The organism is Paracoccus cavernae (genome assembly GCF_042430175.1).
GTDB classification, from domain to species: domain Bacteria; phylum Pseudomonadota; class Alphaproteobacteria; order Rhodobacterales; family Rhodobacteraceae; genus Paracoccus; species Paracoccus cavernae.
The window spans coordinates 267282-285862 of record NZ_JBHMDZ010000049.1; the positions used below are offsets into that span (position 1 = coordinate 267282).

At 65.2% G+C, this 18581-nt stretch carries 23 protein-coding genes; 15 read left to right on the forward strand and 8 right to left on the reverse strand.

The genetic code is table 11. The annotated features are described in order from the left end of the window. Positions 1 to 34: 34 nt before the first annotated feature. On the forward strand, positions 35 to 1192 hold the full coding sequence (locus ACFFUC_RS19095; RefSeq protein WP_377688516.1) for an SPOR domain-containing protein: 1158 nt from the start codon (positions 35 to 37) through the stop codon (positions 1190 to 1192). A gap of 31 nt (positions 1193 to 1223) precedes the next feature. Here ACFFUC_RS19095 and ACFFUC_RS19100 read toward each other — a convergent pair whose 3' ends face one another. From ACFFUC_RS19100 to ACFFUC_RS19110, 3 genes are all read right to left on the reverse strand, one after another. Next, the gene (locus ACFFUC_RS19100) at positions 1224 to 2246 is read right to left on the reverse strand and encodes a hypothetical protein (protein WP_377688517.1); all 1023 of its coding nucleotides are present in this window, start codon (positions 2244 to 2246) and stop codon (positions 1224 to 1226) included. Positions 2247 to 2639: 393 nt separating this feature from the next. Then, positions 2640 to 3545: an RNA polymerase sigma factor RpoH gene (rpoH, locus tag ACFFUC_RS19105; protein ID WP_377688518.1), complete on the reverse strand. Its 906-nt coding sequence runs from the start codon at positions 3543 to 3545 to the stop codon at positions 2640 to 2642. Positions 3546 to 3639: 94 nt separating this feature from the next. Further along, the gene (locus ACFFUC_RS19110) at positions 3640 to 4656 is read right to left on the reverse strand and encodes an RluA family pseudouridine synthase (protein WP_377688519.1); all 1017 of its coding nucleotides are present in this window, start codon (positions 4654 to 4656) and stop codon (positions 3640 to 3642) included. On the opposite strand from ACFFUC_RS19110, the gene ACFFUC_RS19115 reads away from it, so the two are divergent. Next, positions 4655 to 4960, forward strand: a complete 306-nt coding sequence (locus tag ACFFUC_RS19115; protein ID WP_377688520.1) for a DUF6476 family protein — start codon at positions 4655 to 4657, stop codon at positions 4958 to 4960. The two genes, ACFFUC_RS19110 and ACFFUC_RS19115, sit on opposite strands and share 2 nt — an antisense overlap. A gap of 70 nt (positions 4961 to 5030) precedes the next feature. On the opposite strand, the gene ACFFUC_RS19120 is transcribed toward ACFFUC_RS19115, so the two are convergent. Beyond that, positions 5031 to 5279, reverse strand: a complete 249-nt coding sequence (locus tag ACFFUC_RS19120; protein ID WP_377688521.1) for an accessory factor UbiK family protein — start codon at positions 5277 to 5279, stop codon at positions 5031 to 5033. 140 nt (positions 5280 to 5419) lie between these two features. On the opposite strand from ACFFUC_RS19120, the gene lgt reads away from it, so the two are divergent. Genes lgt through pgeF form a run of 3 tightly spaced genes read left to right on the forward strand, consistent with a single transcriptional unit; the run spans position 5420 to position 8144 of the window. Continuing rightward, positions 5420 to 6301 (forward strand): prolipoprotein diacylglyceryl transferase, encoded by an 882-nt coding sequence (gene lgt / locus ACFFUC_RS19125; protein WP_377688522.1) that lies wholly within the window; start codon positions 5420 to 5422, stop codon positions 6299 to 6301. Positions 6302 to 6313: 12 nt separating this feature from the next. Next, entirely contained in the window at positions 6314 to 7396 is a 1083-nt protein-coding gene (locus ACFFUC_RS19130) for a class I SAM-dependent methyltransferase (RefSeq protein ID WP_377688523.1), read from the forward strand. Then, a complete protein-coding gene (gene pgeF, locus ACFFUC_RS19135) occupies positions 7380 to 8144 on the forward strand; it encodes a peptidoglycan editing factor PgeF (RefSeq protein WP_377688524.1) in 765 nt (254 codons plus the stop codon). The genes ACFFUC_RS19130 and pgeF overlap by 17 nt, the downstream gene beginning before the upstream one ends. Before the next feature lie 78 nt (positions 8145 to 8222). Here pgeF and ACFFUC_RS19140 read toward each other — a convergent pair whose 3' ends face one another. After that, positions 8223 to 8717, reverse strand: coding sequence for an Lrp/AsnC family transcriptional regulator (locus ACFFUC_RS19140; protein ID WP_377688525.1), 495 nt, complete (start codon positions 8715 to 8717; stop codon positions 8223 to 8225). Between the two features lie 228 nt (positions 8718 to 8945). On the opposite strand from ACFFUC_RS19140, the gene trxB reads away from it, so the two are divergent. The 3 genes from trxB to ACFFUC_RS19155 all read left to right on the forward strand — a co-directional run bounded on the left by trxB (position 8946) and on the right by ACFFUC_RS19155 (position 11759). Then, positions 8946 to 9950: a thioredoxin-disulfide reductase gene (trxB, locus tag ACFFUC_RS19145; RefSeq protein WP_377688526.1), complete on the forward strand. Its 1005-nt coding sequence runs from the start codon at positions 8946 to 8948 to the stop codon at positions 9948 to 9950. A 136-nt stretch (positions 9951 to 10086) separates the two neighbouring features. Beyond that, complete coding sequence (locus tag ACFFUC_RS19150) at positions 10087 to 10920, forward strand: hypothetical protein (protein ID WP_377688527.1); 834 nt, start codon at positions 10087 to 10089, stop codon at positions 10918 to 10920. Next, a complete protein-coding gene (locus ACFFUC_RS19155; RefSeq protein ID WP_377688528.1) occupies positions 10917 to 11759 on the forward strand; it encodes a glycosyltransferase family protein in 843 nt (280 codons plus the stop codon). Before ACFFUC_RS19150 ends, ACFFUC_RS19155 begins: the two co-directional genes overlap by 4 nt. A 95-nt stretch (positions 11760 to 11854) precedes the next feature. On the opposite strand, the gene ACFFUC_RS19160 is transcribed toward ACFFUC_RS19155, so the two are convergent. Together ACFFUC_RS19160 and ACFFUC_RS19165 are read right to left on the reverse strand one after the other, a co-directional pair. Beyond that, the gene (locus tag ACFFUC_RS19160; RefSeq protein WP_377688529.1) at positions 11855 to 12079 is read right to left on the reverse strand and encodes a DUF1150 family protein; all 225 of its coding nucleotides are present in this window, start codon (positions 12077 to 12079) and stop codon (positions 11855 to 11857) included. Continuing rightward, positions 12076 to 12501, reverse strand: a complete 426-nt coding sequence (locus tag ACFFUC_RS19165; protein WP_377688530.1) for an Hsp20 family protein — start codon at positions 12499 to 12501, stop codon at positions 12076 to 12078. Before ACFFUC_RS19165 ends, ACFFUC_RS19160 begins: the two co-directional genes overlap by 4 nt. Before the next feature lie 165 nt (positions 12502 to 12666). Between ACFFUC_RS19165 and ACFFUC_RS19170 the strand changes: the two genes are divergently transcribed. The 3 genes from ACFFUC_RS19170 (at position 12667) to ACFFUC_RS19180 (ending at position 14524) form a co-directional block, all read left to right on the forward strand. Next, a complete protein-coding gene (locus tag ACFFUC_RS19170; protein ID WP_377688531.1) occupies positions 12667 to 12885 on the forward strand; it encodes a YdcH family protein in 219 nt (72 codons plus the stop codon). Between the two features lie 99 nt (positions 12886 to 12984). Beyond that, a complete protein-coding gene (gene purE, locus ACFFUC_RS19175; RefSeq protein ID WP_377688532.1) occupies positions 12985 to 13470 on the forward strand; it encodes a 5-(carboxyamino)imidazole ribonucleotide mutase in 486 nt (161 codons plus the stop codon). After that, complete coding sequence (locus ACFFUC_RS19180) at positions 13463 to 14524, forward strand: 5-(carboxyamino)imidazole ribonucleotide synthase (protein ID WP_377688533.1); 1062 nt, start codon at positions 13463 to 13465, stop codon at positions 14522 to 14524. The genes purE and ACFFUC_RS19180 overlap by 8 nt, the downstream gene beginning before the upstream one ends. Before the next feature lie 12 nt (positions 14525 to 14536). Here the strand turns inward: ACFFUC_RS19180 and cobD are convergent, their stop codons facing one another. Next, the gene (cobD, locus tag ACFFUC_RS19185) at positions 14537 to 15508 is read right to left on the reverse strand and encodes a threonine-phosphate decarboxylase CobD (protein WP_377688534.1); all 972 of its coding nucleotides are present in this window, start codon (positions 15506 to 15508) and stop codon (positions 14537 to 14539) included. Positions 15509 to 15767: 259 nt separating this feature from the next. Here cobD and ACFFUC_RS19190 point away from each other — a divergent pair, with 259 nt between their 5' ends. Genes ACFFUC_RS19190 through ACFFUC_RS19205 form a run of 4 tightly spaced genes read left to right on the forward strand, consistent with a single transcriptional unit; the run spans position 15768 to position 18419 of the window. Next, positions 15768 to 16271, forward strand: coding sequence for a type III secretion system chaperone family protein (locus ACFFUC_RS19190; RefSeq protein ID WP_377688535.1), 504 nt, complete (start codon positions 15768 to 15770; stop codon positions 16269 to 16271). Positions 16272 to 16294: 23 nt separating this feature from the next. Beyond that, positions 16295 to 17104 carry a pyrroline-5-carboxylate reductase gene (gene proC / locus ACFFUC_RS19195; protein ID WP_377688536.1) on the forward strand — a complete coding sequence of 270 codons (810 nt, stop codon included), beginning with the start codon at positions 16295 to 16297 and terminating at the stop codon, positions 17102 to 17104. Then, positions 17101 to 17463 (forward strand): tRNA-binding protein, encoded by a 363-nt coding sequence (locus tag ACFFUC_RS19200; RefSeq protein ID WP_377688537.1) that lies wholly within the window; start codon positions 17101 to 17103, stop codon positions 17461 to 17463. The genes proC and ACFFUC_RS19200 overlap by 4 nt, the downstream gene beginning before the upstream one ends. Further along, positions 17463 to 18419, forward strand: coding sequence for a 2-hydroxyacid dehydrogenase (locus ACFFUC_RS19205; protein ID WP_377688538.1), 957 nt, complete (start codon positions 17463 to 17465; stop codon positions 18417 to 18419). The genes ACFFUC_RS19200 and ACFFUC_RS19205 overlap by 1 nt, the downstream gene beginning before the upstream one ends. Positions 18420 to 18581: the final 162 nt, after the last annotated feature.

Genomic DNA, 18581 nt, shown 5'->3' on the forward strand with positions numbered 1-18581 from the left:
GACAAAGCTGTCTCGCGGCAAAAGGGATGGGCGCATGGCTTGGCCGAAAGTCTTGATTTTTCTGGCGGCACTGCTGACAAGCGGTGCCGCTTACGCGTCGGGGCTCCCTCCGGCCGAACAGCCGCCTCCCGATTTCACCGCCCGCCAGTATATCGACAGCAAGGGCTGCGTCTTTCTGCGCGACGGTGCGGTCTGGGTTGCGAGACAGGCCCGCGACGGCACCATGCTTTGCGGCTATCCCCCGACATTCTCGGCCCGGCGCAGGGGGCCCGATCAGGGACCGGCGCTGTTTTCGGCGCAAACCGGCGCGGGCAGCCGCGCCCAACAGATCGAGCAGGTTCTGACCGAAGCGCTGATCACAAATCTCAAAGCCGGAGAACTCGCCAGCGATCCCAGACCGCTTGCGTCCCTGCCCGATATGGGGCCCGAGCCTGCCCAAAGCGGCCCGATCGAGGAGTTGCGGGCCGAAATGGCTGCCAAGCCCGCGATCTCGGCAAAAATGGGCGGCGGGTTGCGGCCCAATCAGGAGCTTTGCAATCTTCTGGGCTACAACGGTGCGCCTGACGGCAAGACCGGTCCGGCTGGGGGAAAAGGCGCTTTGGGCAGCGATCCTTCGGGCGGCTTTTGCGCCGATCTGCCGCGCAACGATCTGGCACGGCTGGCCTTCTCGCGGCCGGTTCCCCCGTCTCTGCGCCATTCGGGGGGCGAGGGTGCGGGGGATGGGCAGCAGGGGGATCGGCTCGGCGCGGATGCTGCGGGCAGCGTGACAAAGACCGCCGCGCTTGCCCCCGCCCGTCCGCCGGCGAAAGCGACCAAAGGCGGGGGGCGCAGCCAAGGCGTCAAGGAGGGTGGAACCGGCACGGCAGCTCCAGCCAAGGGGCAGAGAGCAGGCAGCGCTGCAGCTAGCGCGAGATCGGCACCCGTGACCACCGGGCCGGCGCGATCGCTGGGCGATCTCGTGCCGCCCGGTGCGCGGTATGTCCATATCGGGGCCTATGCCGATCCCGCCAATGCCCAACGCGCGATTGCACGCCTGACGGGCTCGGGCCTGCCGATCCTGAAATCGAGCGGCAAAGGAAAGGGAGAGGGGCTTCATCTCGTCATGGCGGGCCCGTTCAACAGCCGACAGGCTGTAGTCATGGCGCTCGACAAGCTGCGCAAGGCGGGATTTCGCGATGCTTTCGCGCGTTAGCGCCATGCGCGGAGCAACGGCGGGCCTCGACCTACTCGTCGCAGATCTGCTGGAGAGCGACCCATTCGCGGTCGTCGAGAATGGGCTGCGCGGGCAGGATGGTGCGGTAGGGGTCGGCCTCGATCAGACCCAGAACCGCTTCGCCCGTCGGGTCGAGGGCGCGGGCATAGGGCTCGCTCGCGACGCCCGCACGCTCGAAAAGGTCGAGCAGATGTTCTTCGTCCACGGGCAGTTGCGGCGCAGAAAGGAGCTTCTCGCCATATCCGTCGAGCGCCGCACGCGGCAGCGTGCCCGAGGTCATCAGCTGGAAGGTCGCCCGCGGTCCGGCGTAGCGCAAGGCGGCGAGCAAGGGGTCGGCATCTTCGCTCGCGGCTTCAGCCGCAAGAATATAGCCCGCCGCGACTTCGGGCGATTGCTGGCCCGCGATCAGATGGCTTCCGATCACCGTGATCGGACCCGGCAGGTTGATCGCGGCATCGAGTTCGGTCGGCAGAACCGCAATCTGGCGGCCCGGCCCCAGCAACCCCTCGGCAAAATGCTGCGCCGCCGGACCTGCGGCCGGACGTTTGCAGGGCGAGCCGGTGACAAGCGCGATCTCTGCCAGAACCATGCGCCCGATTTCGGCCCGCTGCGCCGGTGGCGCGACCTGGGCGGCATGGCGCACCAAAGCGGGCGGCAACCAGATGGAGCCCAGCACCGAGACCATGAAAGCACCGGCCAAAAGCACGGAATTGCGCAGCTTTCCCGCATTTGGGCGGCTCGCGGCAATCGCGCGATGGACACGGGAAATGGCCGAGATCATCAGATCGTCCTCGACCGTGAGCTCTTCATCCGCATCCATCCGCCCCGGCGAATAGCGCGCGGGCTGCATGTCGGGATTGATGCGGTGGACGGCGGGAAGCGACCAATGGGCCAGCGGCACATCGGAACGGGGATCGGTCAGAATCAGCGTCGCCTCGCCGAACGAGACGATGACATCGCGCGGCTTTGATTGCGGCGTCTCGCGCCATAGGCCGACCGCTTCAAGTCGCTGATACTGGTTGAGCGCTGTCATTTCTGCGCGGAAAATCCCTGTTGACACATTCGACCTTAGGCGCTGGATCGCGCCGGTCAACCTTGGTTCGGGACATGGACGCGAAGCAGGCGGATTGGCAATCCCCCAACTGCGGCCAAAGCCCCGGCGGATCAAGTATTCTCGCAAAATGCCGTGGATCGGGTGCATTTGCGGCGTCCGGCAGGCTTTGCCGAACGGAGGCCAGCGTGCTGTCCGCGTTCCGCGCGGGGCGGCTGTCCGCGTTCCGCGACAAGCCTCCCGCCAATCTCCGGCTCGTTCTCGTCAAGCTGCAGCAGGGGCGGGCGAAGGCGGCTGCCCCAAAGCGAATGGCCGGCCCCAAAGACCGGCCATTCGCATGTCACGTATCCGGAGATTTCATCCCCGTTGCCTCGCTTAACCCTGATCGGGGATCATCATGCCCTTTTCCTGCGCCAGAACCCGCATCCGGTCCTGAAGCTTTTCAAAGGCGCGCACCTCGATCTGGCGGATCCGCTCGCGCGAGACGCCGTAACGCTCCGAGAGATCCTCGAGCGTCATCGGATCATCGCGCAGGCGACGCTCCATCAGGATGTCCTTTTCGCGATCGTTGAGCGCATCCATCGAGGCGATCAACATGGCGCGGCGGGTCTCCAGCTCGTCGACTTCGGCGAAGTTGCCCGCCTGGTCGGCATTCTCGTCCTCGAGCCAATCTTGCCATTGCGCGGCGGATTCGCCCTCGCCCGAGCCGACGGTCGCGTTGAGCGAGGCGTCCGATCCGGCAAGGCGGCGGTTCATGTCGATGACTTCGCGCTCGGTGACGTTCAGGTCCTTGGCGATTTGCGCGACGTTTTCGGGACGAAGATCGCCTTCCTCCAGCGCGCCGAGTTTCGCCTTGGCCTTGCGCAGGTTGAAAAACAGCTTCTTCTGCGCCGAGGTCGTGCCCATTTTCACCAGCGACCACGAGCGCAGGATATATTCCTGGATCGAGGCGCGGATCCACCACATCGCATAGGTCGCGAGGCGGAAGCCCTTTTCGGGGTCGAAGCGTTTGACCGCCTGCATCAGGCCGACGTTGGCCTCCGAGATGACCTCGGCCTGCGGCAGGCCGTAACCGCGATAACCCATCGCGATTTTGGCCGCCAGACGCAGGTGGCTGGTGACGAGTCTCTGCGCGGCCTCGGGGTCCTCGTGGTCGACCCAGGCCTTTGCGAGCATATATTCTTCTTCCGGCTCAAGCAGCGGGAACTTGCGGATTTCCTGCAAGTAGCGGTTGAGACCCTGTTCGGGGCTGGGAGCCGGAAGTGACGTGTAATTGGCCATTCAAAATTCCCTGATCCCGCGTCATCGCGGTTTGCCTAAGTAACGCGCATCGGGCCTGCGGAGTTCCGGTCTGTCGCTTTCGTGACCCCCGTCCTCAGCCGCGCATGATGTCGAGCAATTGTGCCATATCTTCAGGCAGTTCGCTCTCGAAGGACAGTAACTCTCCGGTGACCGGATGGAGGAAGCCCAGATGGGCGGCATGGAGCGCCTGCCGCGGGAAGGCCGCAACCGCCGCGACCGCCTCGGGGGCGAAGGCCTTGGGCGAGAGTTTGCGGTTGCCGCCATAGGTCGGATCGCCGATCAGCCCCAGTCCGGCATAGGTCATATGGACGCGGATCTGGTGCGTCCGGCCGGTTTCCAGACGACATTCGACCAGCATCGCACCGGCGGGATTGCCGAAGCTTTCGATCAGCCGTGCGCGGGTGACCGCATGGCGGCCATGCACGAAGCTGACCGCCTGACGCTGGCGGTCGGTCGGATGGCGGCCGAGCAGCGAGGTGATTTTCAGTACGCCGCCCGGTTCGAAATTCGTGCCTTTGAGCCCCGAGATGCGCGGATCGGCGCGGTCGAGCACGCCGTAAGCCAGCGCGAGATAACGGCGTGAAGCGCTGTGGTCCTCGAATTGCTTGGCAAGGCCGTGATGGGCGCGGTCGGTTTTCGCGACGACCAAAAGCCCGGAGGTTTCCTTGTCGATGCGGTGGACGATGCCGGGCCGTGCGGCGCCGCCGATCCCCGAAAGGCTGCCCGCACAATGGGCCAGAAGCGCATTGACCAGCGTCCCCGAGGGGCTGCCCGGGGCGGGATGGACCACCATGCCCGCAGGCTTGTCGATCACGATCAGCTCGTCGTCCTCGTAGACGATGTCGAGCGCGATCGACTCGGGCTGGGCGTCGATCGGGGCGGGCTCGCCCATCGTGATCACATAATCGCCGGCCAAAGCCTTGGCCTTGCCGTCTCCGATCACGCCTTCCGGTCCGCTGACCGCGCCTTCGGCGATCAGTTTGGCGAGGCGCGAGCGCGAAAGCGCGGCTTCCTCTGGCGCGGCGGCGGCAAGCGCCTTATCAAGCCTATCGGTCGTGCCGTCGGGCAGGGTGATGATGAGGTCGGGCATGTCTGGAAAATTCGCGAATGAGAACGGGGCAGAGGGCGATGTGCCGATGGTGCGCTATTTGCGCGCGCTCGTCACGGGTTTGGCGGTGGTCATGGGGCTCGGCATTCTGGCAATCGTCGCGATCTTGTGGTTGAGGCTGGGCGCCGCGCCGCTGCCGACGCTTCCCGATACGATCACATTGCCCCAAGGCGCAACCGCCGAAGCGGTGACTTTCGCCCGCAACTGGATCGTTGTGGTGACACAAAACGGCGAGATCCTGCTTTACGACCAAGCCGGCACATTGCGCGACCAGCTTTCGCCCTGATTGCTGCGCACGACGCCATAACGCGGCCCCGCATGCCGGGGCCGCAAAGGATTGCGGCGGGCAAAGCGCCTCAGGCGCCGGTTTTGCCCTCGAGCGCATCGAGACGCGCGCGCAATTCGGCGTTTTCGGTCCGTGCCTTGATCGCCATTTCGCGAACCGCTTCGAATTCGTCGCGGGTGACAAAGTCGCGGTCGGCAAGCCAGCGGTCGATCCAGCCGTTGAATGCGGTCTGGGCCTCGTCTTTCGCGCCCTGAGCCACGCCCACGGCATTGGTCATCAACTTGCTGAGATCGTCGAAAATACGGTTGGGTGCAGACATGGGTGGCCTTTCGGATCTGGGTCTAGTTCTATATGGCCCTCTCGGGGGGCGGGTTCAATGTCCCTCGGTTGGTCGCGTGGCCTGTCCGCGCAACATGCCCCGACACCGCACCAGACAGCCGCAGGCGAGACGAGGACCCCATGATCCCCTTTCCCAATATCGCGCCCGAGATTTTCACCATCCATCTCTTCGGTCAGGATTTCTCGTTGCGCTGGTATGCCTTGGCCTATCTGGTCGGGTTGCTGGCCGGCTGGTGGATCATCGTCCAGCTGATGAAGCGCCCCGCGCTTTGGGGCGGCAGCGCGCCGATGGCGCCGGGCAAGGTCGAGGAGCTTCTGACCTGGGTGATCGTCGGCGTGATCCTTGGCGGGCGACTGGGCTTCGTGCTCTTTTACGATCTCGGTTTCTACCTCGCCAATCCTGCCCAGATCATCCGCGTCGATCAGGGCGGCATGTCCTTTCACGGCGGTTTTCTGGGCGTCGTGCTGGCGTCCTGGGTGTTTTGCCGCAAGAACGGCATCCCCGCGCTGCGGCTGGCGGATGCTTTGGCGGTGGCGACGCCGGTGGGGCTGGGCCTCGGGCGGGTCGCGAATTTCATCAATGCCGAGCTGTGGGGCCGTCCGACCGATCTGCCTTGGGGCGTGATCTTTCCGGGCGAGGCCGCGCAGAACTGCCCCGGTGTCGAAGGGCTTTGCGCACGCCATCCGAGCCAGCTTTACGAGGCGGGGCTGGAGGGCATCCTGCTCGGCTTGATCTTGCTGGTGCTGGTGCGCTCGGGCGGCCTTAAACGGCCGGGCCTCGCCTTGGGGATCTTTGTCGCGGGCTACGGCATCAGCCGGTTCATCGTCGAATTCTTCCGTCAGGCCGATGCGCGCTTCATCACGCCGGACAATCCATTGGGCCATGTTCTGGGCGGTCCCGTCTGGGGGATCACCCGCGGACAGGAGCTGTCTTTGCCGATGATCCTGATCGGTCTGGGCTTCGTGATCTACGCCCTGCGCCGTCCGCCCGTGAGCGGCTGAGGGCCGCGCCCGATGACCGGCGAGGCACCCCGTACGAGCACGCCGCTTGCGCGGCTGATCGCGGCGCAGATCCGCGCCTCCGGGCCGCTGCGGCTTGACGAATACATGCAGCTTTGCCTGCTTCATCCCGAATACGGCTATTACGCGACGCGCGACCCATTCGGCGCGGCGGGGGATTTCACGACCGCGCCCGAGATCAGCCAGATGTTCGGCGAGATGATCGGGCTGGCGCTGGCACAGGCCTGGCTTGATCAAGGCAGCCCCGCGCCCTTCACTCTGGCCGAGATCGGGCCGGGGCGCGGCACCCTGATGGCCGATATCCTGCGCACGATCAAAATCGTGCCCGGCATGGCGGCGGCGGCAGAGGTCGTGCTGATCGAGGCCTCGCCCCATCTGCGCGAGGTCCAGCGTGCGAAGCTGGGCGCGATCCGCCATCTCGAGCACGTCGACCAATTGCCCGAACAGCCGCTGTTTCTGGTCGCGAACGAGTTTTTCGACGCTTTGCCCATTCGCCAGTTCCAGCGCACGACCGAGGGCTGGGCCGAGCGCATCATCGCGCTGGACGGGGCAGGGCGGCTCGCGATGGGACTTGGCGCGCCGCAGGCGGGCGAACCCGCGCCTTTGGGCGAGATCCGCGAGATCTGCCCCGCCGCCCCCGCGATTGCGGCAGGGATCGGCGCGCGTATCGCCGCGCATGGCGGCGCGGCAATCCTGATCGATTACGGCAACTGGCGCGGGCGGGGAGACAGCTTTCAGGCACTCCGCCGCCACCAGCCCGACGACCCGCTGGCCCATCCCGGCGAGGCTGATCTGACCGCCCATGTCGACTTCGCCCCCTTGGCCCATGCGGCGCAAGCGGCGGGCGCGCGGGTCTCGCGGATGCGGGGGCAGGGGGAATGGCTGCTCGATCTGGGCATTGCGGCGCGCGCGGCGCGGCTCGAGGCCGGAGGCGACCAAGGGGCCGGAGCCGCGCTTTCCCGCTTGACCGCAGAGGCGCAAATGGGACACCTCTTCAAAGTACTGGCGCTTTGGGCGCCTCAGACGCCTCCGCCTCCGGGCTTCCAACCGTGGGACCAAGATGCAAACGACCCTTGAAATCCTGACTGCCGACCTTCTCAAGCCTGTGCGGCACGGCTTTTTCACACGTAAGGGCGGGGCCAGCTCGGGTCTGTTTCAGGGGCTCAATGTCGGCCGCGGCTCCAGCGATCAGGCCGAGATCGTGGCGATCAACCGCGCGCGCGTGGCCGAGGCGATGGGCGTGGGCATCGAACGTCTGGCGACCGTCCGTCAGGTCCATTCCGCCGATGTCGCGACCATCACCAGCCTTGACGATCTGGTCGGCCTCGACCAGCGCAGCGCCGATGCGATGGTGACCAATCTGCCGGGCGTCGTACTGGGCGTTCTGACCGCCGACTGCCTGCCGATCCTCTTTGCCGACGAGAAAGCGGGCGTCGTCGGCGCCGCCCATGCCGGCTGGAAGGGCGCGCTTGGCGGCGTGATCGAGGCGACCGTCGCGGCGATGGAGGATCTGGGCGCGCGCCATATCCGCGCCGTCATCGGCCCTTCGATCAGCCAGGCCGCCTATGAGGTCGGCGAGGATTTCATGGACAACTTTCTGGCCGAGGACCCCGATTACAGCCGCTTCTTCATCGGAGGGCCGAACGGTCGCCCGATGTTCGATCTGACGGGCTTCGGCCTGATGCGTCTGCGCGACGCGGGCGTCAGCGCGGCATGGACACGCCATTGTACCTATTCCGACCCCGAGCGTTTCTACTCCTACCGCCGCTCGACCCATGAACATGCGGCCGATTACGGGCGGCTGATCTCGGCGATCACGCTTTAGGCGCGCGCCGTAGCGCCCCGAATGAAAAAGCCCGCGACCTGTGGAAGGCGCGGGCGTTTTTTATGTCGCGGCAGTGCCTCAGGCGAGCTGGCGGCTTTCCACAACCTCGAAGGGAATCGCCGGCTCGTCCTTGGCGCAGCGGATCACGAGGCTGGTCTTCACGCTGGCGACATTCTCGGCCGAGGTCAGTTCTTCGGTCAGGAAGCGCTGGAAGCTCGGCAGATCGGGCGAGACGCATTTCAGGATGAAGTCGATCTCGCCGTTGAGCATGTGGCATTCGCGGACCAGCGGCCAGCTGCGCGCCTGTGCCTCGAAGGCGGAAAGGTCCTTTTCGGACTGGCTGTGCAGGCGCACCATGGCGAAAACCTGCACCTCGAATCCCAGCTCGCGGGGGTCGATGTCGGCGTGATAGCCGCGGATGTAGCCGGTCTCTTCGAGGGCGCGCACGCGGCGCAGGCAGGGCGGGGCGGAGATACCGACGCGGCGCGCCAGTTCGACGTTCGTCATTCTTCCGTCTGCCTGTAGCTCTGCGAGGATCTTGCGGTCGATATCGTCAAGTCTGGCAGCGCTCATGTATTCCCTCTTGCCCGATTAGGCTAAATTTCTTGTCGGAAGCTACCTTGTGGGCGCGCAATGCGCAACATTCTTTCTGGCCATGCGCTGCGTCATCTTGACGGCACAAGGCAGAAGAAGCCCTTGGGATAGCGATGTGTTCTGCGGATCAGGCCACGGATTGCAACCGGCTCCGGCGATGGTTACCTAATCCCCTGACCAAGGAATTCAAGCGAAAGGCATTGCGCCATGTCCGATAACGTCCTGCCCGCCCATACCCGTCTGCTGATCATCGGCTCGGGTCCTGCGGGATATACGGCCGCCGTCTATGCTGCAAGGGCCATGCTGGAGCCGGTGCTCATCCAGGGCATGCAGCCCGGCGGTCAGCTGACCATCACCACAGAAGTCGAAAACTGGCCCGGCCATACCGAGATCCAGGGCCCCGATCTCATGGTCAATATGGAAGCCCATGCCCGCGCGATGGGCACGCGCATCCATATGGATACCGTGACGCGGCTCGATCTGCAGGTCCGCCCCTTTGTCGCCCATCTCGACAGCGGCGCGACGGTCACGGCCGATGCCGTTATTCTGGCGACCGGCGCGCAGGCGCGTTGGCTGGGTCTGCCGAGCGAAGAGCAGTTCAAGGGCTTCGGCGTTTCCGCCTGTGCGACCTGTGACGGCTTCTTCTACCGCAACAAGCCGGTTGCGGTGATCGGTGGCGGCAATACCGCCGTCGAAGAGGCGCTCTATCTGACGAATTTCGCCAGCAAGGTGACGCTGGTCCACCGCCGTGACAGCCTGCGCTGCGAGAAGATCCTCGAGGACCGTCTGCTGCGCAATCCCAAGGTCGAGGTGCTGTGGGACCACGAGATTGTCGAGGTCGAGGGCACGACCGCGCCGCTGGGCGTTACCGGCCTCAACCTTCGCAACACCAAGACCGGCGAGACCACCGATCTGGCGCTGGACGGCGTGTTCATCGCGATCGGCCATGCGCCGGCAAGCGAGCTGGTGGCCGATCAGCTCGAGCTCCATAACGGCGGCTATGTGAAGGTCGAGCCGGGTTCGACCCGCACCTCGATCCCCGGCGTTTTTGCGGCGGGCGATCTGACCGACCATATCTACCGCCAAGCCGTGACCAGCGCCGGCATGGGCTGCATGGCCGCGCTCGACGCCGAGAAATTCCTTGCCGAGCATCAGCCCGTCCAGAACGGAACCGTAACCGGGGCCGCGGCAGAGCTTGCTCCGAGCCTGTGATCTTGCGCGTTTGAACGCGCCGGACCGCGCCGGCCCCCTGTGGGGCTGGGCAGAAGACCGCTAAAGGGGGGCGCGCCATTGTTGAATGGCGCGCCCCTTCCCGTTAAGGCTGGCGAAAGCCGCATCAGGAGCCGCCATGTCCGAGCCCGCCACCCCGACCGCCCCGACCGCAGCCGTCCCGAACGGACCCTCCTCTGCCGATCCGGTGCTGGTGATCTGCATCAAATGGGGCACGCTTTACGGCGCGGACGATGTGAACCGCCTGGCGGCGGGCGTGCGGCGCCATCTGGCGCGGCCACACCGTTTCATCTGCTTTACCGACGACGCCCTCGGCCTGGATGCGGGGATCGAGGCGATGGCTCTGCCCGAACTGGGCCTGCCCAAGGGGCATAAGGATACGCGCTGGCAGAAGCTCGCGCTGTTTCGCAAGGATCTGTTCGGGCTCAAGGGGACGGGGCTGTTTCTCGATCTCGATCTGGTCATCGTCGATGATCTCGAGCCGTTTTTCGCGCTGCCGGGCGAATTTTTCATCATCCGCGACGACGATCTTTTCCGGCCGAAACCCCTGCGCAAGATCAATCCGGCGCGCGACCGTTTCTTGCATAGCGTCGGCAATTCCTCGGTCTTTCGCTATGAGGTCGGGGCGCATTCCTACATCCTCGACGCCTATCTCGCCGATCCGGCGGCCGCGACGGCAGGATACGAGATCAGCCAGCAGTTCCAAAGCGCCCAGCTCGCCAAACACGGCAATCTGCATTACTGGCCGCGCGGGTGGTGTGTCAGCTTCAAAAACGACTGTGTGCCGCGCAATTTCCTGAGCTATTTCAAGGATCCCTCTTTGCCCGAGGGCGCGAAGATCGTGCTGTTCGCGGGCAATCCGAAAATGTCCGAGGTCTTTTCGGGGCAGGGCAACAAATGGTACCGCCGGATCGGCAAGATCGATTGGCTGCGCAAGGCGTGGCAGGGATGATCGGCGATGTTCTGCGGCGCTGGAAACATGCGCGCCGTATCGCGCAGGCCAAGGCCGAAATCCTCGCGCGGCCGGTAGCAGCGGGCGCGGCCCACGGCCTGCCTGCACGGCTGGTCGTCAGCCTGACCAGCTATCCCGCGCGATTTGCGTCGCTCCATCTCACCTTGCGCTCGCTTTTGGCGCAAAGCCTGCAGCCCGACGAGGTGGTTTTGTGGCTCGATGCAGGTGACGAGGCCAAGCTTCCGGCAGAGGTGCGCGCGCTGTCGGGGTTGCGGATTGCGGTTTGTCCCGATTGGCGCTCCTACAAAAAGATCGTGCCGGTTCTGCTCGAAGATCCTTCGGCCTATGTCGTGACGGCGGATGACGATGTCTATTACGCCCGCGACTGGCTGGAGCAGCTGGTGCGTCACGCGGATGCGGGAGTGGTCGGCCATCGCGCGCACATGATCACACTGGATCCGGCGGGCCTGCCTTTGTCCTACGAGGATTGGAGCCGCAATATCGCCTCGCCCGAAACCGCACCGCTGATCTTTCCCACCGGCGTCGGCGGGGTGCTTTACGCGCCGGGCGTGTTTCACGAAGACGTCGCCAAGCCCGAGATTTTCACGCGCCTTGCCCCCGCGGCCGATGATGTCTGGCTTTACTGGATGCACCGGCTTGCGGGCAGCCGTCCGGCCAAGATCGGCGGGCGGTTCCGCATTACCGAATGGCCGGGCACGCAGGAGCAGAACCTGCGCTCGGGCAATCTTGCGGGGGGAAGCGGCGGGGCTGCGGGCGGCGAAAGCGGCAACGACCGAGCCATTCGCGCGATGATCGAGGCTTACGGGTTTCCGAAGTAGCTTTTCCGGACGCGGCCTTTCCCGAGCAGTCGCGCCCAAAAGCAAACGGGCCGGCATGAAGCCGGCCCGTTTGACGTTGTTCCGCTCTCCGCGCCTTAGTGGACGCTGACGGGGCTCATCTCGTTCTGGACGGCCAGCATGAAGGCCAGCCCGCGATCCTTGACGAGGGCAATGCGCTCGCCCGATGCGTCATGGAGCGCGTAAAGCGCCTCGAGACCTTCGGCCTGTTCCTGCACATCCTGCGGCAGGCTCTCGATGGCGACGCGACGGACGTAAACGGTGTTGTCGGTTTCTTGACCGAATTCGTATTTGGTATTCACTGCGATCCCCTTTCTTTGCGGCTGATCGGGATGGTTTGGACGATGCTGTCCGGGACAGAGCGACGCAGATCGATATTGAGCAGACCGTTTTCCAGCCCCGCCGCGACCACCTCGACCCCGTCCGCCAGCACGAAGCTGCGCTGGAAGGCGCGCGCGGCAATTCCGCGGTGGAGAAAGACGCGCTCGCTGTCGATCTCGGCCTGTTTGCCGCGAATCACCAGCTGGCGTTCCTCCAGCGTGACCGTGAGATCCTCGTCCGAGAAACCCGCGACCGCGAGGGTGATGCGGAAGCCGTGCGCGCCGATATGTTCGATATTATAGGGCGGATAACCCTCGGCGCCTTTGGCAGCCCGCTCGGCCAGGCGTTCCAACTGGTCGAAGCCCAGAAGGAAGGGATGCGTGGCCAGACTGATCTTCGTCATTTGCTCTAGTCCTTTGTCGTAAAGCGACCGTCGTCCGGATCCCATGATTGGCAATCCGACCTTGCAAATATGAGGATGCAACGCGCCGGTAACAAGATGCAGTTGGGCAGTTACACCGCCTTTCGCGCGGGCTATAAGCAAGGCAATCCAGCGTGAGGCCAGAAGATGACGTCCCAGCACGAAATGTCTCCGAATGAAATCGCCCTTGCGCGGCTCGAAGTGCTCCGGCGCGAGCATCGCGATCTCGACGAGGCCATTCAGGCGCTCGGGACCCAGAGCCTGACCTCCTCGTTGACGCTGCAGCGCCTCAAGAAGCAGAAACTGGCGCTCAAGGACCGGATTTCGCGCATTCAGGACGATCTGACCCCCGATATCATCGCCTGAACCGCCGCCCGCGATTGCGCGGATTGCGCGCCCGCGCTAAGGCCCATGCGACAGCGGGCGCGCGCAAGCCGTGGCCGGCAGCAACGAAGGGGCTATTTTATGGACACACCCGTCGGGATCATCATGGGCAGCCAGTCGGACTGGCCCACCATGCGCGAGGCAGCAACCATTCTTGACGAGCTGGGCATCGCCTACGAGACCAAGATCGTCAGCGCCCACCGCACGCCGGACCGGCTGTGGGATTACGGCAAAACGGCCGTTGCGCGCGGGTTGAAGGTGATCATCGCGGGGGCAGGGGGCGCGGCCCATCTGCCGGGGATGATGGCCTCCAAGACGCGGGTGCCGGTGATCGGGGTTCCGGTCCAGACCAAGGCGCTTTCGGGCGTCGATTCGCTTTATTCGATCCTTCAGATGCCCAAAGGCTTTCCGGTCGCGACGATGGCGATCGGTGCGGCGGGTGCGGCCAATGCCGGCCTGATGGCCGCGGGTATTCTGGCGATTAACGACCCCGAACTGGCCGCGCGTCTCGATGCGTGGCGCGAGGCTTTGTCGGCCTCCATCCCCGAGGAGCCCTCCGATGACTGATGCAACCAAACCCGCCGCGCTGCCTGCCGGCGCGACCATCGGCATTCTGGGCGGCGGCCAGTTGGGCCGGATGCTTTCGGTCGCGGCCAGCCGTCTCGGCTTTCGCAGCCATATCTATGAACCGGGCGCGGCCCCTGCCGGTGATGTCGCCCATCAGGTGACCAATGCCCCCTACGAGGACGAGGCCGCCTTGCGTGCCTTCGCCGCCTCGGTTGATGTCGTGACCTACGAGTTCGAGAATGTGCCGACCTCGGCGCTTGATCTGCTCGAAAGCCTGCGCCCGATCCATCCGAACCGCCGCGCGCTTGCGGTCTCGCAGGACCGCATCACCGAAAAGGACTTCCTGAGCGGGATCGGACTGACCACCGCGCCCTATGTCGCGGTCGATGATGCTTCGGGGCTGGCGGATGCGGTTGCTGCCGTCGGCGTGCCCTCGATCCTCAAGACCCGCCGGATGGGCTATGACGGCAAGGGCCAGATCCGCATCAACGACGCGGGGCAAAGCGATTGGACCGATGCGCCTTCGGTGCTCGAAGGTTTCGTCGATTTCTCGGCCGAGATCAGCGTGATCGTGGCGCGCGGGCAGGATGGTCAGGTCTCGGCCTTCGATCCGGGCCTCAATGTCCACCGCGAGGGGATCTTGCGCACCACCACCGTTCCGAGCGGCCAGCCTTCCTCGGTGCTGACCGATGCCGTGCTGATCGCCGCGCGGATCGTCAATGCGCTCGATTATGTCGGCGTGATGGGGGTCGAGCTGTTCGTCACGCCCAAAGGGCTCGTGGTGAACGAGATCGCGCCACGCGTCCACAACTCGGGCCATTGGACGCAGGCGGGTTGTGCGGTCGACCAGTTCGAGCAGCATATCCGCGCGGTTGCGGGCCTGCCCTTGGGTGACGGCGGGCGCTATGCCGATGTCGAGATGACCAACCTCATCGGAGACGATATCGACCGCGTGCCCGCACTTCTGGCGCAGCCCAAGACCCAGATCCATCTTTACGGCAAGGGCGCACCGCGTCCGGGCCGCAAGATGGGCCATGTGAACAAGGTCCTGTAAGGACCGCGCCGTTCAGGCGTTGAACACCTCGCGCAGCCGCCCGAATTCCGCGCGGCTGCCCGGAAGCCCCAGCCGCAGCCAGCGCGGATTATAGGGGAAGATGCGGCTCCAGATTGCGTGGCGGGCAAGACGCTCCTGCAGGGCGGCGGCATCGGCCGTCTCGTAAAGGCGGAACAGATGGGTGCCGCCGACCAGCGTGCAATCTTGCGCCATCATGATCTGGTCGAGATGGACCGCCGCCTCGGCCAGCCAGACCACCGCGTCGCGGGCCCAGTCGCGATCCGCCAGCGCCGCCGCTCCGATCTCAAGCGCGGGCCCGCTGACCGACCACGGACCCGCATGCTCGGCAATCCGGCGATGCAGCGCCGTTTGGGTCACCGCAAAGCCCAGACGCAGCCCCGCCAGCCCCCAGAACTTTCCGAAAGAGCGCAGGACGGTGACGTTCTCGGGCAGGCTCGGGATGATCGACAGTTCGGGGCGGGGGTCGGCAAAGCTCTCGTCGACGATCAGATGGCCGACCTCTCGGGCGAGTGCCGCGATTTCGGCGGGCTGCCAGCTGCGCCCGTCGGGATTGTTGGGGTTCACGACCACCGCCAGATCGGCACCGTGGAGCGCCGCGATCGTCGCAGCCTCGGCGACCTCCCAGCCCGAGGCGCGCAGGCTGGCCGCATGTTCGTTGTAGCTGGGCGAAATCACCGCCGCGCGTCCCGCACGCCCCTCGGGCACCAGAAGGCGTGGCAGGATCTGGATCGCGGCCGAGGCCCCCGCCATCGGCGCGACCTGTTCGGGCGCGCAGCCGAAAGCCAGCGCCGCGACCTCTTGCAAGCGGACATATGACGCGCCCGTCGGCAGGGCGGTCAGCGCATGTTCCGAGATCGTTCCGACCGGCCAGGGCCTGCGGTTGATTCCCGTCGAAAGGTCGATCCAGTCGTCGCGACCGAATCTTCGGGCCGCTTTGTCGATGTCTCCGCCGTGGTCGCGCATGTTCTGCCCCTTTTTCCCCAAAGTCTTGAACAGAGGACCGGGGAAAACTTCAAGCCAACTGTGCACTCCCTGTGGATGGTTTGCACAAAGCTGTGGATGACGCCTGCAGCTATCTGCCTGTCGCCGAAAATTCGCTTTACAGTCCTGAGCTTCAAGAACACGATATATGGTAGTACATCCGGGGAATTGCGCCGGGTGTAGTTACGGCTACCAGTGGTAGGGGGATCATCGCCTGCCATCGACAGCAAAAGGGGCAGGTATGGCGCAGCTAGAGCACTACATTCACAGCGATGAGATCCACCCGATCGACATTGTGGAATCGGTTGCGGCCCATCACGACTGGGACTTCGACCGGCTTGCCGACGACCAGATCGCCATGCAGGTCGAGGGGCAGTGGCGCAGCTATTCGCTGACGCTGCAATGGTCGCCTCGCGAAGAGGTTCTGCGCCTCATCTGCACCTTCGACATGGACCCGCCCTCGCGCCGTCTGCCCGCGCTCTACGAGCTTTTGAACCTCGCCAATGATCAGGTCTGGGAGGGCGGCTTCGTCTTCTGGCCCGAGCAAAGGCTGATGGTCTGGCGCTACGGCCTTGTTCTTTGCGGCGAATCTCTGGCGGCTCCCGAGCAGATCGACCGCATGATCGGCAGCGCGATCAGCAATGCGGAACGCTATTATCCCGCTTTCCAGATGACCTGCTGGGGCGATGCCGCGCCGGTCTCGGCGCTGGACATGGCGATGGCCGAGGCCTACGGACGGGCCTGAGTGGGAGCTTAGGGAAGAGAGTCATGGAACTTGCAGGATTGAACGGCCGCGGCCTCGTGCTGGTGGGTTGCGGCAATATGGGGGGCGCGCTGCTTGACGGCTGGCTCGAAGGCGGTCTGGCGCCGGCATCGGTCGGCGTGATCGACCCCAAGCCGCGCGCCGATCTGGCGGAGCGCGGCATTGCCGTGAACGACGGCCTGCCCGAAGATCCCGCGGTTATGGTCATCGCGGTCAAGCCGCAGATGATGGCCGAAGTGCTGCCGAGCCTTCAGGCGCGTGCGGGCAAGGATACGCTGGTGCTGACGGTCGCCGCCGGCACCAATATCCCGACCTATGAGGCCGCCTTCCCCAATTCTCCCGTCGTGCGCGCCATGCCCAATACGCCCGCCGCGATCCGTCAGGGGATTTCGGCGATTGTCGGCAACGGCAAGGCGGGTGATGCTCAAATGGCTCTGGCCGAGATGCTGATGGGCGTCGTCGGCCCCGTCGTGCGTCTGGAAGGCGAGAGCCAGATGGATGCGGTCACCGGCCTGTCCGGCTCGGGGCCGGGCTATGTCTTCTACCTGATCGAGGCGATGACCGAGGCCGGTGTGGCCGAAGGTCTGCCGCGCGAAATGGCGCAGAAGCTTGCCACCGCCACGGTGGCGGGTGCGGGCGCGCTTGCCATGGCCAGCGCCGAGCAGCCCTCGGTTCTGCGTGATCGTGTGACCTCGCCCAACGGCACCACGGCGGCCGGCCTCTCGCAGCTGATGAACCCCGAGGACGGGCTCGAGCCCCTGATGCGCCGCACGGTAGCAGCGGCTGCGGCGCGGGGTCGGGAACTCGGGAAGTGAGCGAGGTGCCCGCGCAGCTCGCCCCGCAGATCACCTTCGACGACTTTTTGGCGGTCGATATCCGCGTCGGCCGGATCGCCCGTGCCGAACCCTATCCCGAGGCGCGTCGTCCCGCGATCAAGCTCTGGATCGATTTCGGGCCAGAGATCGGCGAGAAGCGCTCTTCGGCGCAGATCACGCATCACTATGACCCCGACGGTCTTGTGGGCAAACAAGTGCTTGCGGTGCTGAACTTTCCGCCGCGCCAGATCGGCAAATTCGTCTCGGAAGTGCTGGTTTTGGGTCTGCCCGACGCATCGGGCGAGGTCGTCTTGCTGACGCCCGACAAAGACGTCCCGATTGGGGGGAGGATTTACTGATGAAACTACTGGTCACACGCCGCATGACGGCTTCGGCAGAGCGTTCGCTCGCCGCCCGTTTCGATGCCGATTTCGAAGATGTTCTGGAGGGTCTGAGCGAAGAGCAGGCGGCCCGCGCGCTGCAGGATTACGACCTGATCCTGCCGACGCTTGGCGACCGCTTCACCGCTGCGGCTTTCGCGGCGGCCAAACCGCTTCGCTGCAAGCTCATCGCCAATTTCGGCGCGGGCTACAACCATATCGACAGCGCGGCCGCGGCGGCCCATGGCGTGCCGGTGACGAATACGCCCGGTGTCGTGACCGATGCCACCGCCGATATCGCGATGACGCTGATCCTCATGGCGGCACGTCGTGCCGGAGAGGGCGAGCGGCTGGTGCGTTCCGGCGGCTGGACCGGCTGGCAGCCGACCCAGCTTTTGGGCACGCAGGTCAGCGGCAAGACCGTCGGCATCATCGGCATGGGCCGCATCGGCAAGGCGATCGCGCAGCGCTGCCACTATGGTTTCGGCATGCGCGTGGTCTTCTTCAACCGCTCGCCGGTAACCGCGACTGATTTCCCCGCCGAGCAGATCCCGAACCTGCACGACATGCTGGCCGAGGCCGATTTCGCCGTTGTCGCCGTTCCGGGCGGGGCGGGGACGCGCCACCTGATCGGCGCGGCCGAGCTGGACCGGCTGGGGCCGTCATCGCATCTGATCAATATCGCCCGCGGCGATGTCGTCGAGGAGGCCGCCTTGATCACGGCGCTTGCGGCCGGCAAAATCGCGGGGGCGGGGCTTGATGTCTACGAGCGCGAGCCTTTGGTTCCCGATGCGCTCAAGGCTTTCGAGAATGTGACGCTTTTGCCGCATCTGGGTACCGCGACCGAAGAGGTCCGCACCGCCATGGCGATGCGTGCCATGGCCAATCTCGTGGCTTTCGTCGATGGCCAGCCGCTGCCCGACCGCGTCAACTGACAGGGGTTTTCGGGCGCTGATTCTCGGGCGCGCGGGCCGGATCCGGCTTTCGGCATGCAGGGCACCCTTCGGGGTGCCTTCACTTTTGCGCACGTTTTCGCGCATGGCCACAATCCCGCGTGAGCGCCCCTTCACAAGAGGGGCTGCGTCGGAAAGTCGCGG

Excerpts from the sequence above, each read along its gene's own strand:
- ACFFUC_RS19165 (WP_377688530.1), bottom strand. The coding sequence starts at position 12,501 with ATGACGAAGATCAGTCTGGCCACGCATCCCTTCCTTCTGGGCTTCGAC.
- lgt (WP_377688522.1), top strand. The coding sequence starts at position 5,420 with ATGATCCCCTTTCCCAATATCGCGCCCGAGATTTTCACCATCCATCTC.
- purE (WP_377688532.1), top strand. The coding sequence starts at position 12,985 with ATGGACACACCCGTCGGGATCATCATGGGCAGCCAGTCGGACTGGCCC.
- ACFFUC_RS19120 (WP_377688521.1), bottom strand. The coding sequence starts at position 5,279 with ATGTCTGCACCCAACCGTATTTTCGACGATCTCAGCAAGTTGATGACC.
- ACFFUC_RS19140 (WP_377688525.1), bottom strand. The coding sequence starts at position 8,717 with ATGAGCGCTGCCAGACTTGACGATATCGACCGCAAGATCCTCGCAGAG.
- ACFFUC_RS19150 (WP_377688527.1), top strand. The coding sequence starts at position 10,087 with ATGTCCGAGCCCGCCACCCCGACCGCCCCGACCGCAGCCGTCCCGAAC.
- ACFFUC_RS19190 (WP_377688535.1), top strand. The coding sequence starts at position 15,768 with ATGGCGCAGCTAGAGCACTACATTCACAGCGATGAGATCCACCCGATC.
- ACFFUC_RS19115 (WP_377688520.1), top strand. The coding sequence starts at position 4,655 with ATGTCTGGAAAATTCGCGAATGAGAACGGGGCAGAGGGCGATGTGCCG.
- pgeF (WP_377688524.1), top strand. The coding sequence starts at position 7,380 with ATGCAAACGACCCTTGAAATCCTGACTGCCGACCTTCTCAAGCCTGTG.
- proC (WP_377688536.1), top strand. The coding sequence starts at position 16,295 with ATGGAACTTGCAGGATTGAACGGCCGCGGCCTCGTGCTGGTGGGTTGC.
- ACFFUC_RS19170 (WP_377688531.1), top strand. The coding sequence starts at position 12,667 with ATGACGTCCCAGCACGAAATGTCTCCGAATGAAATCGCCCTTGCGCGG.
- ACFFUC_RS19180 (WP_377688533.1), top strand. The coding sequence starts at position 13,463 with ATGACTGATGCAACCAAACCCGCCGCGCTGCCTGCCGGCGCGACCATC.
- ACFFUC_RS19110 (WP_377688519.1), bottom strand. The coding sequence starts at position 4,656 with ATGCCCGACCTCATCATCACCCTGCCCGACGGCACGACCGATAGGCTT.
- ACFFUC_RS19205 (WP_377688538.1), top strand. The coding sequence starts at position 17,463 with ATGAAACTACTGGTCACACGCCGCATGACGGCTTCGGCAGAGCGTTCG.
- ACFFUC_RS19155 (WP_377688528.1), top strand. The coding sequence starts at position 10,917 with ATGATCGGCGATGTTCTGCGGCGCTGGAAACATGCGCGCCGTATCGCG.
- ACFFUC_RS19130 (WP_377688523.1), top strand. The coding sequence starts at position 6,314 with ATGACCGGCGAGGCACCCCGTACGAGCACGCCGCTTGCGCGGCTGATC.
- ACFFUC_RS19100 (WP_377688517.1), bottom strand. The coding sequence starts at position 2,246 with ATGACAGCGCTCAACCAGTATCAGCGACTTGAAGCGGTCGGCCTATGG.
- ACFFUC_RS19095 (WP_377688516.1), top strand. The coding sequence starts at position 35 with ATGGCTTGGCCGAAAGTCTTGATTTTTCTGGCGGCACTGCTGACAAGC.
- rpoH (WP_377688518.1), bottom strand. The coding sequence starts at position 3,545 with ATGGCCAATTACACGTCACTTCCGGCTCCCAGCCCCGAACAGGGTCTC.
- trxB (WP_377688526.1), top strand. The coding sequence starts at position 8,946 with ATGTCCGATAACGTCCTGCCCGCCCATACCCGTCTGCTGATCATCGGC.
- cobD (WP_377688534.1), bottom strand. The coding sequence starts at position 15,508 with ATGCGCGACCACGGCGGAGACATCGACAAAGCGGCCCGAAGATTCGGT.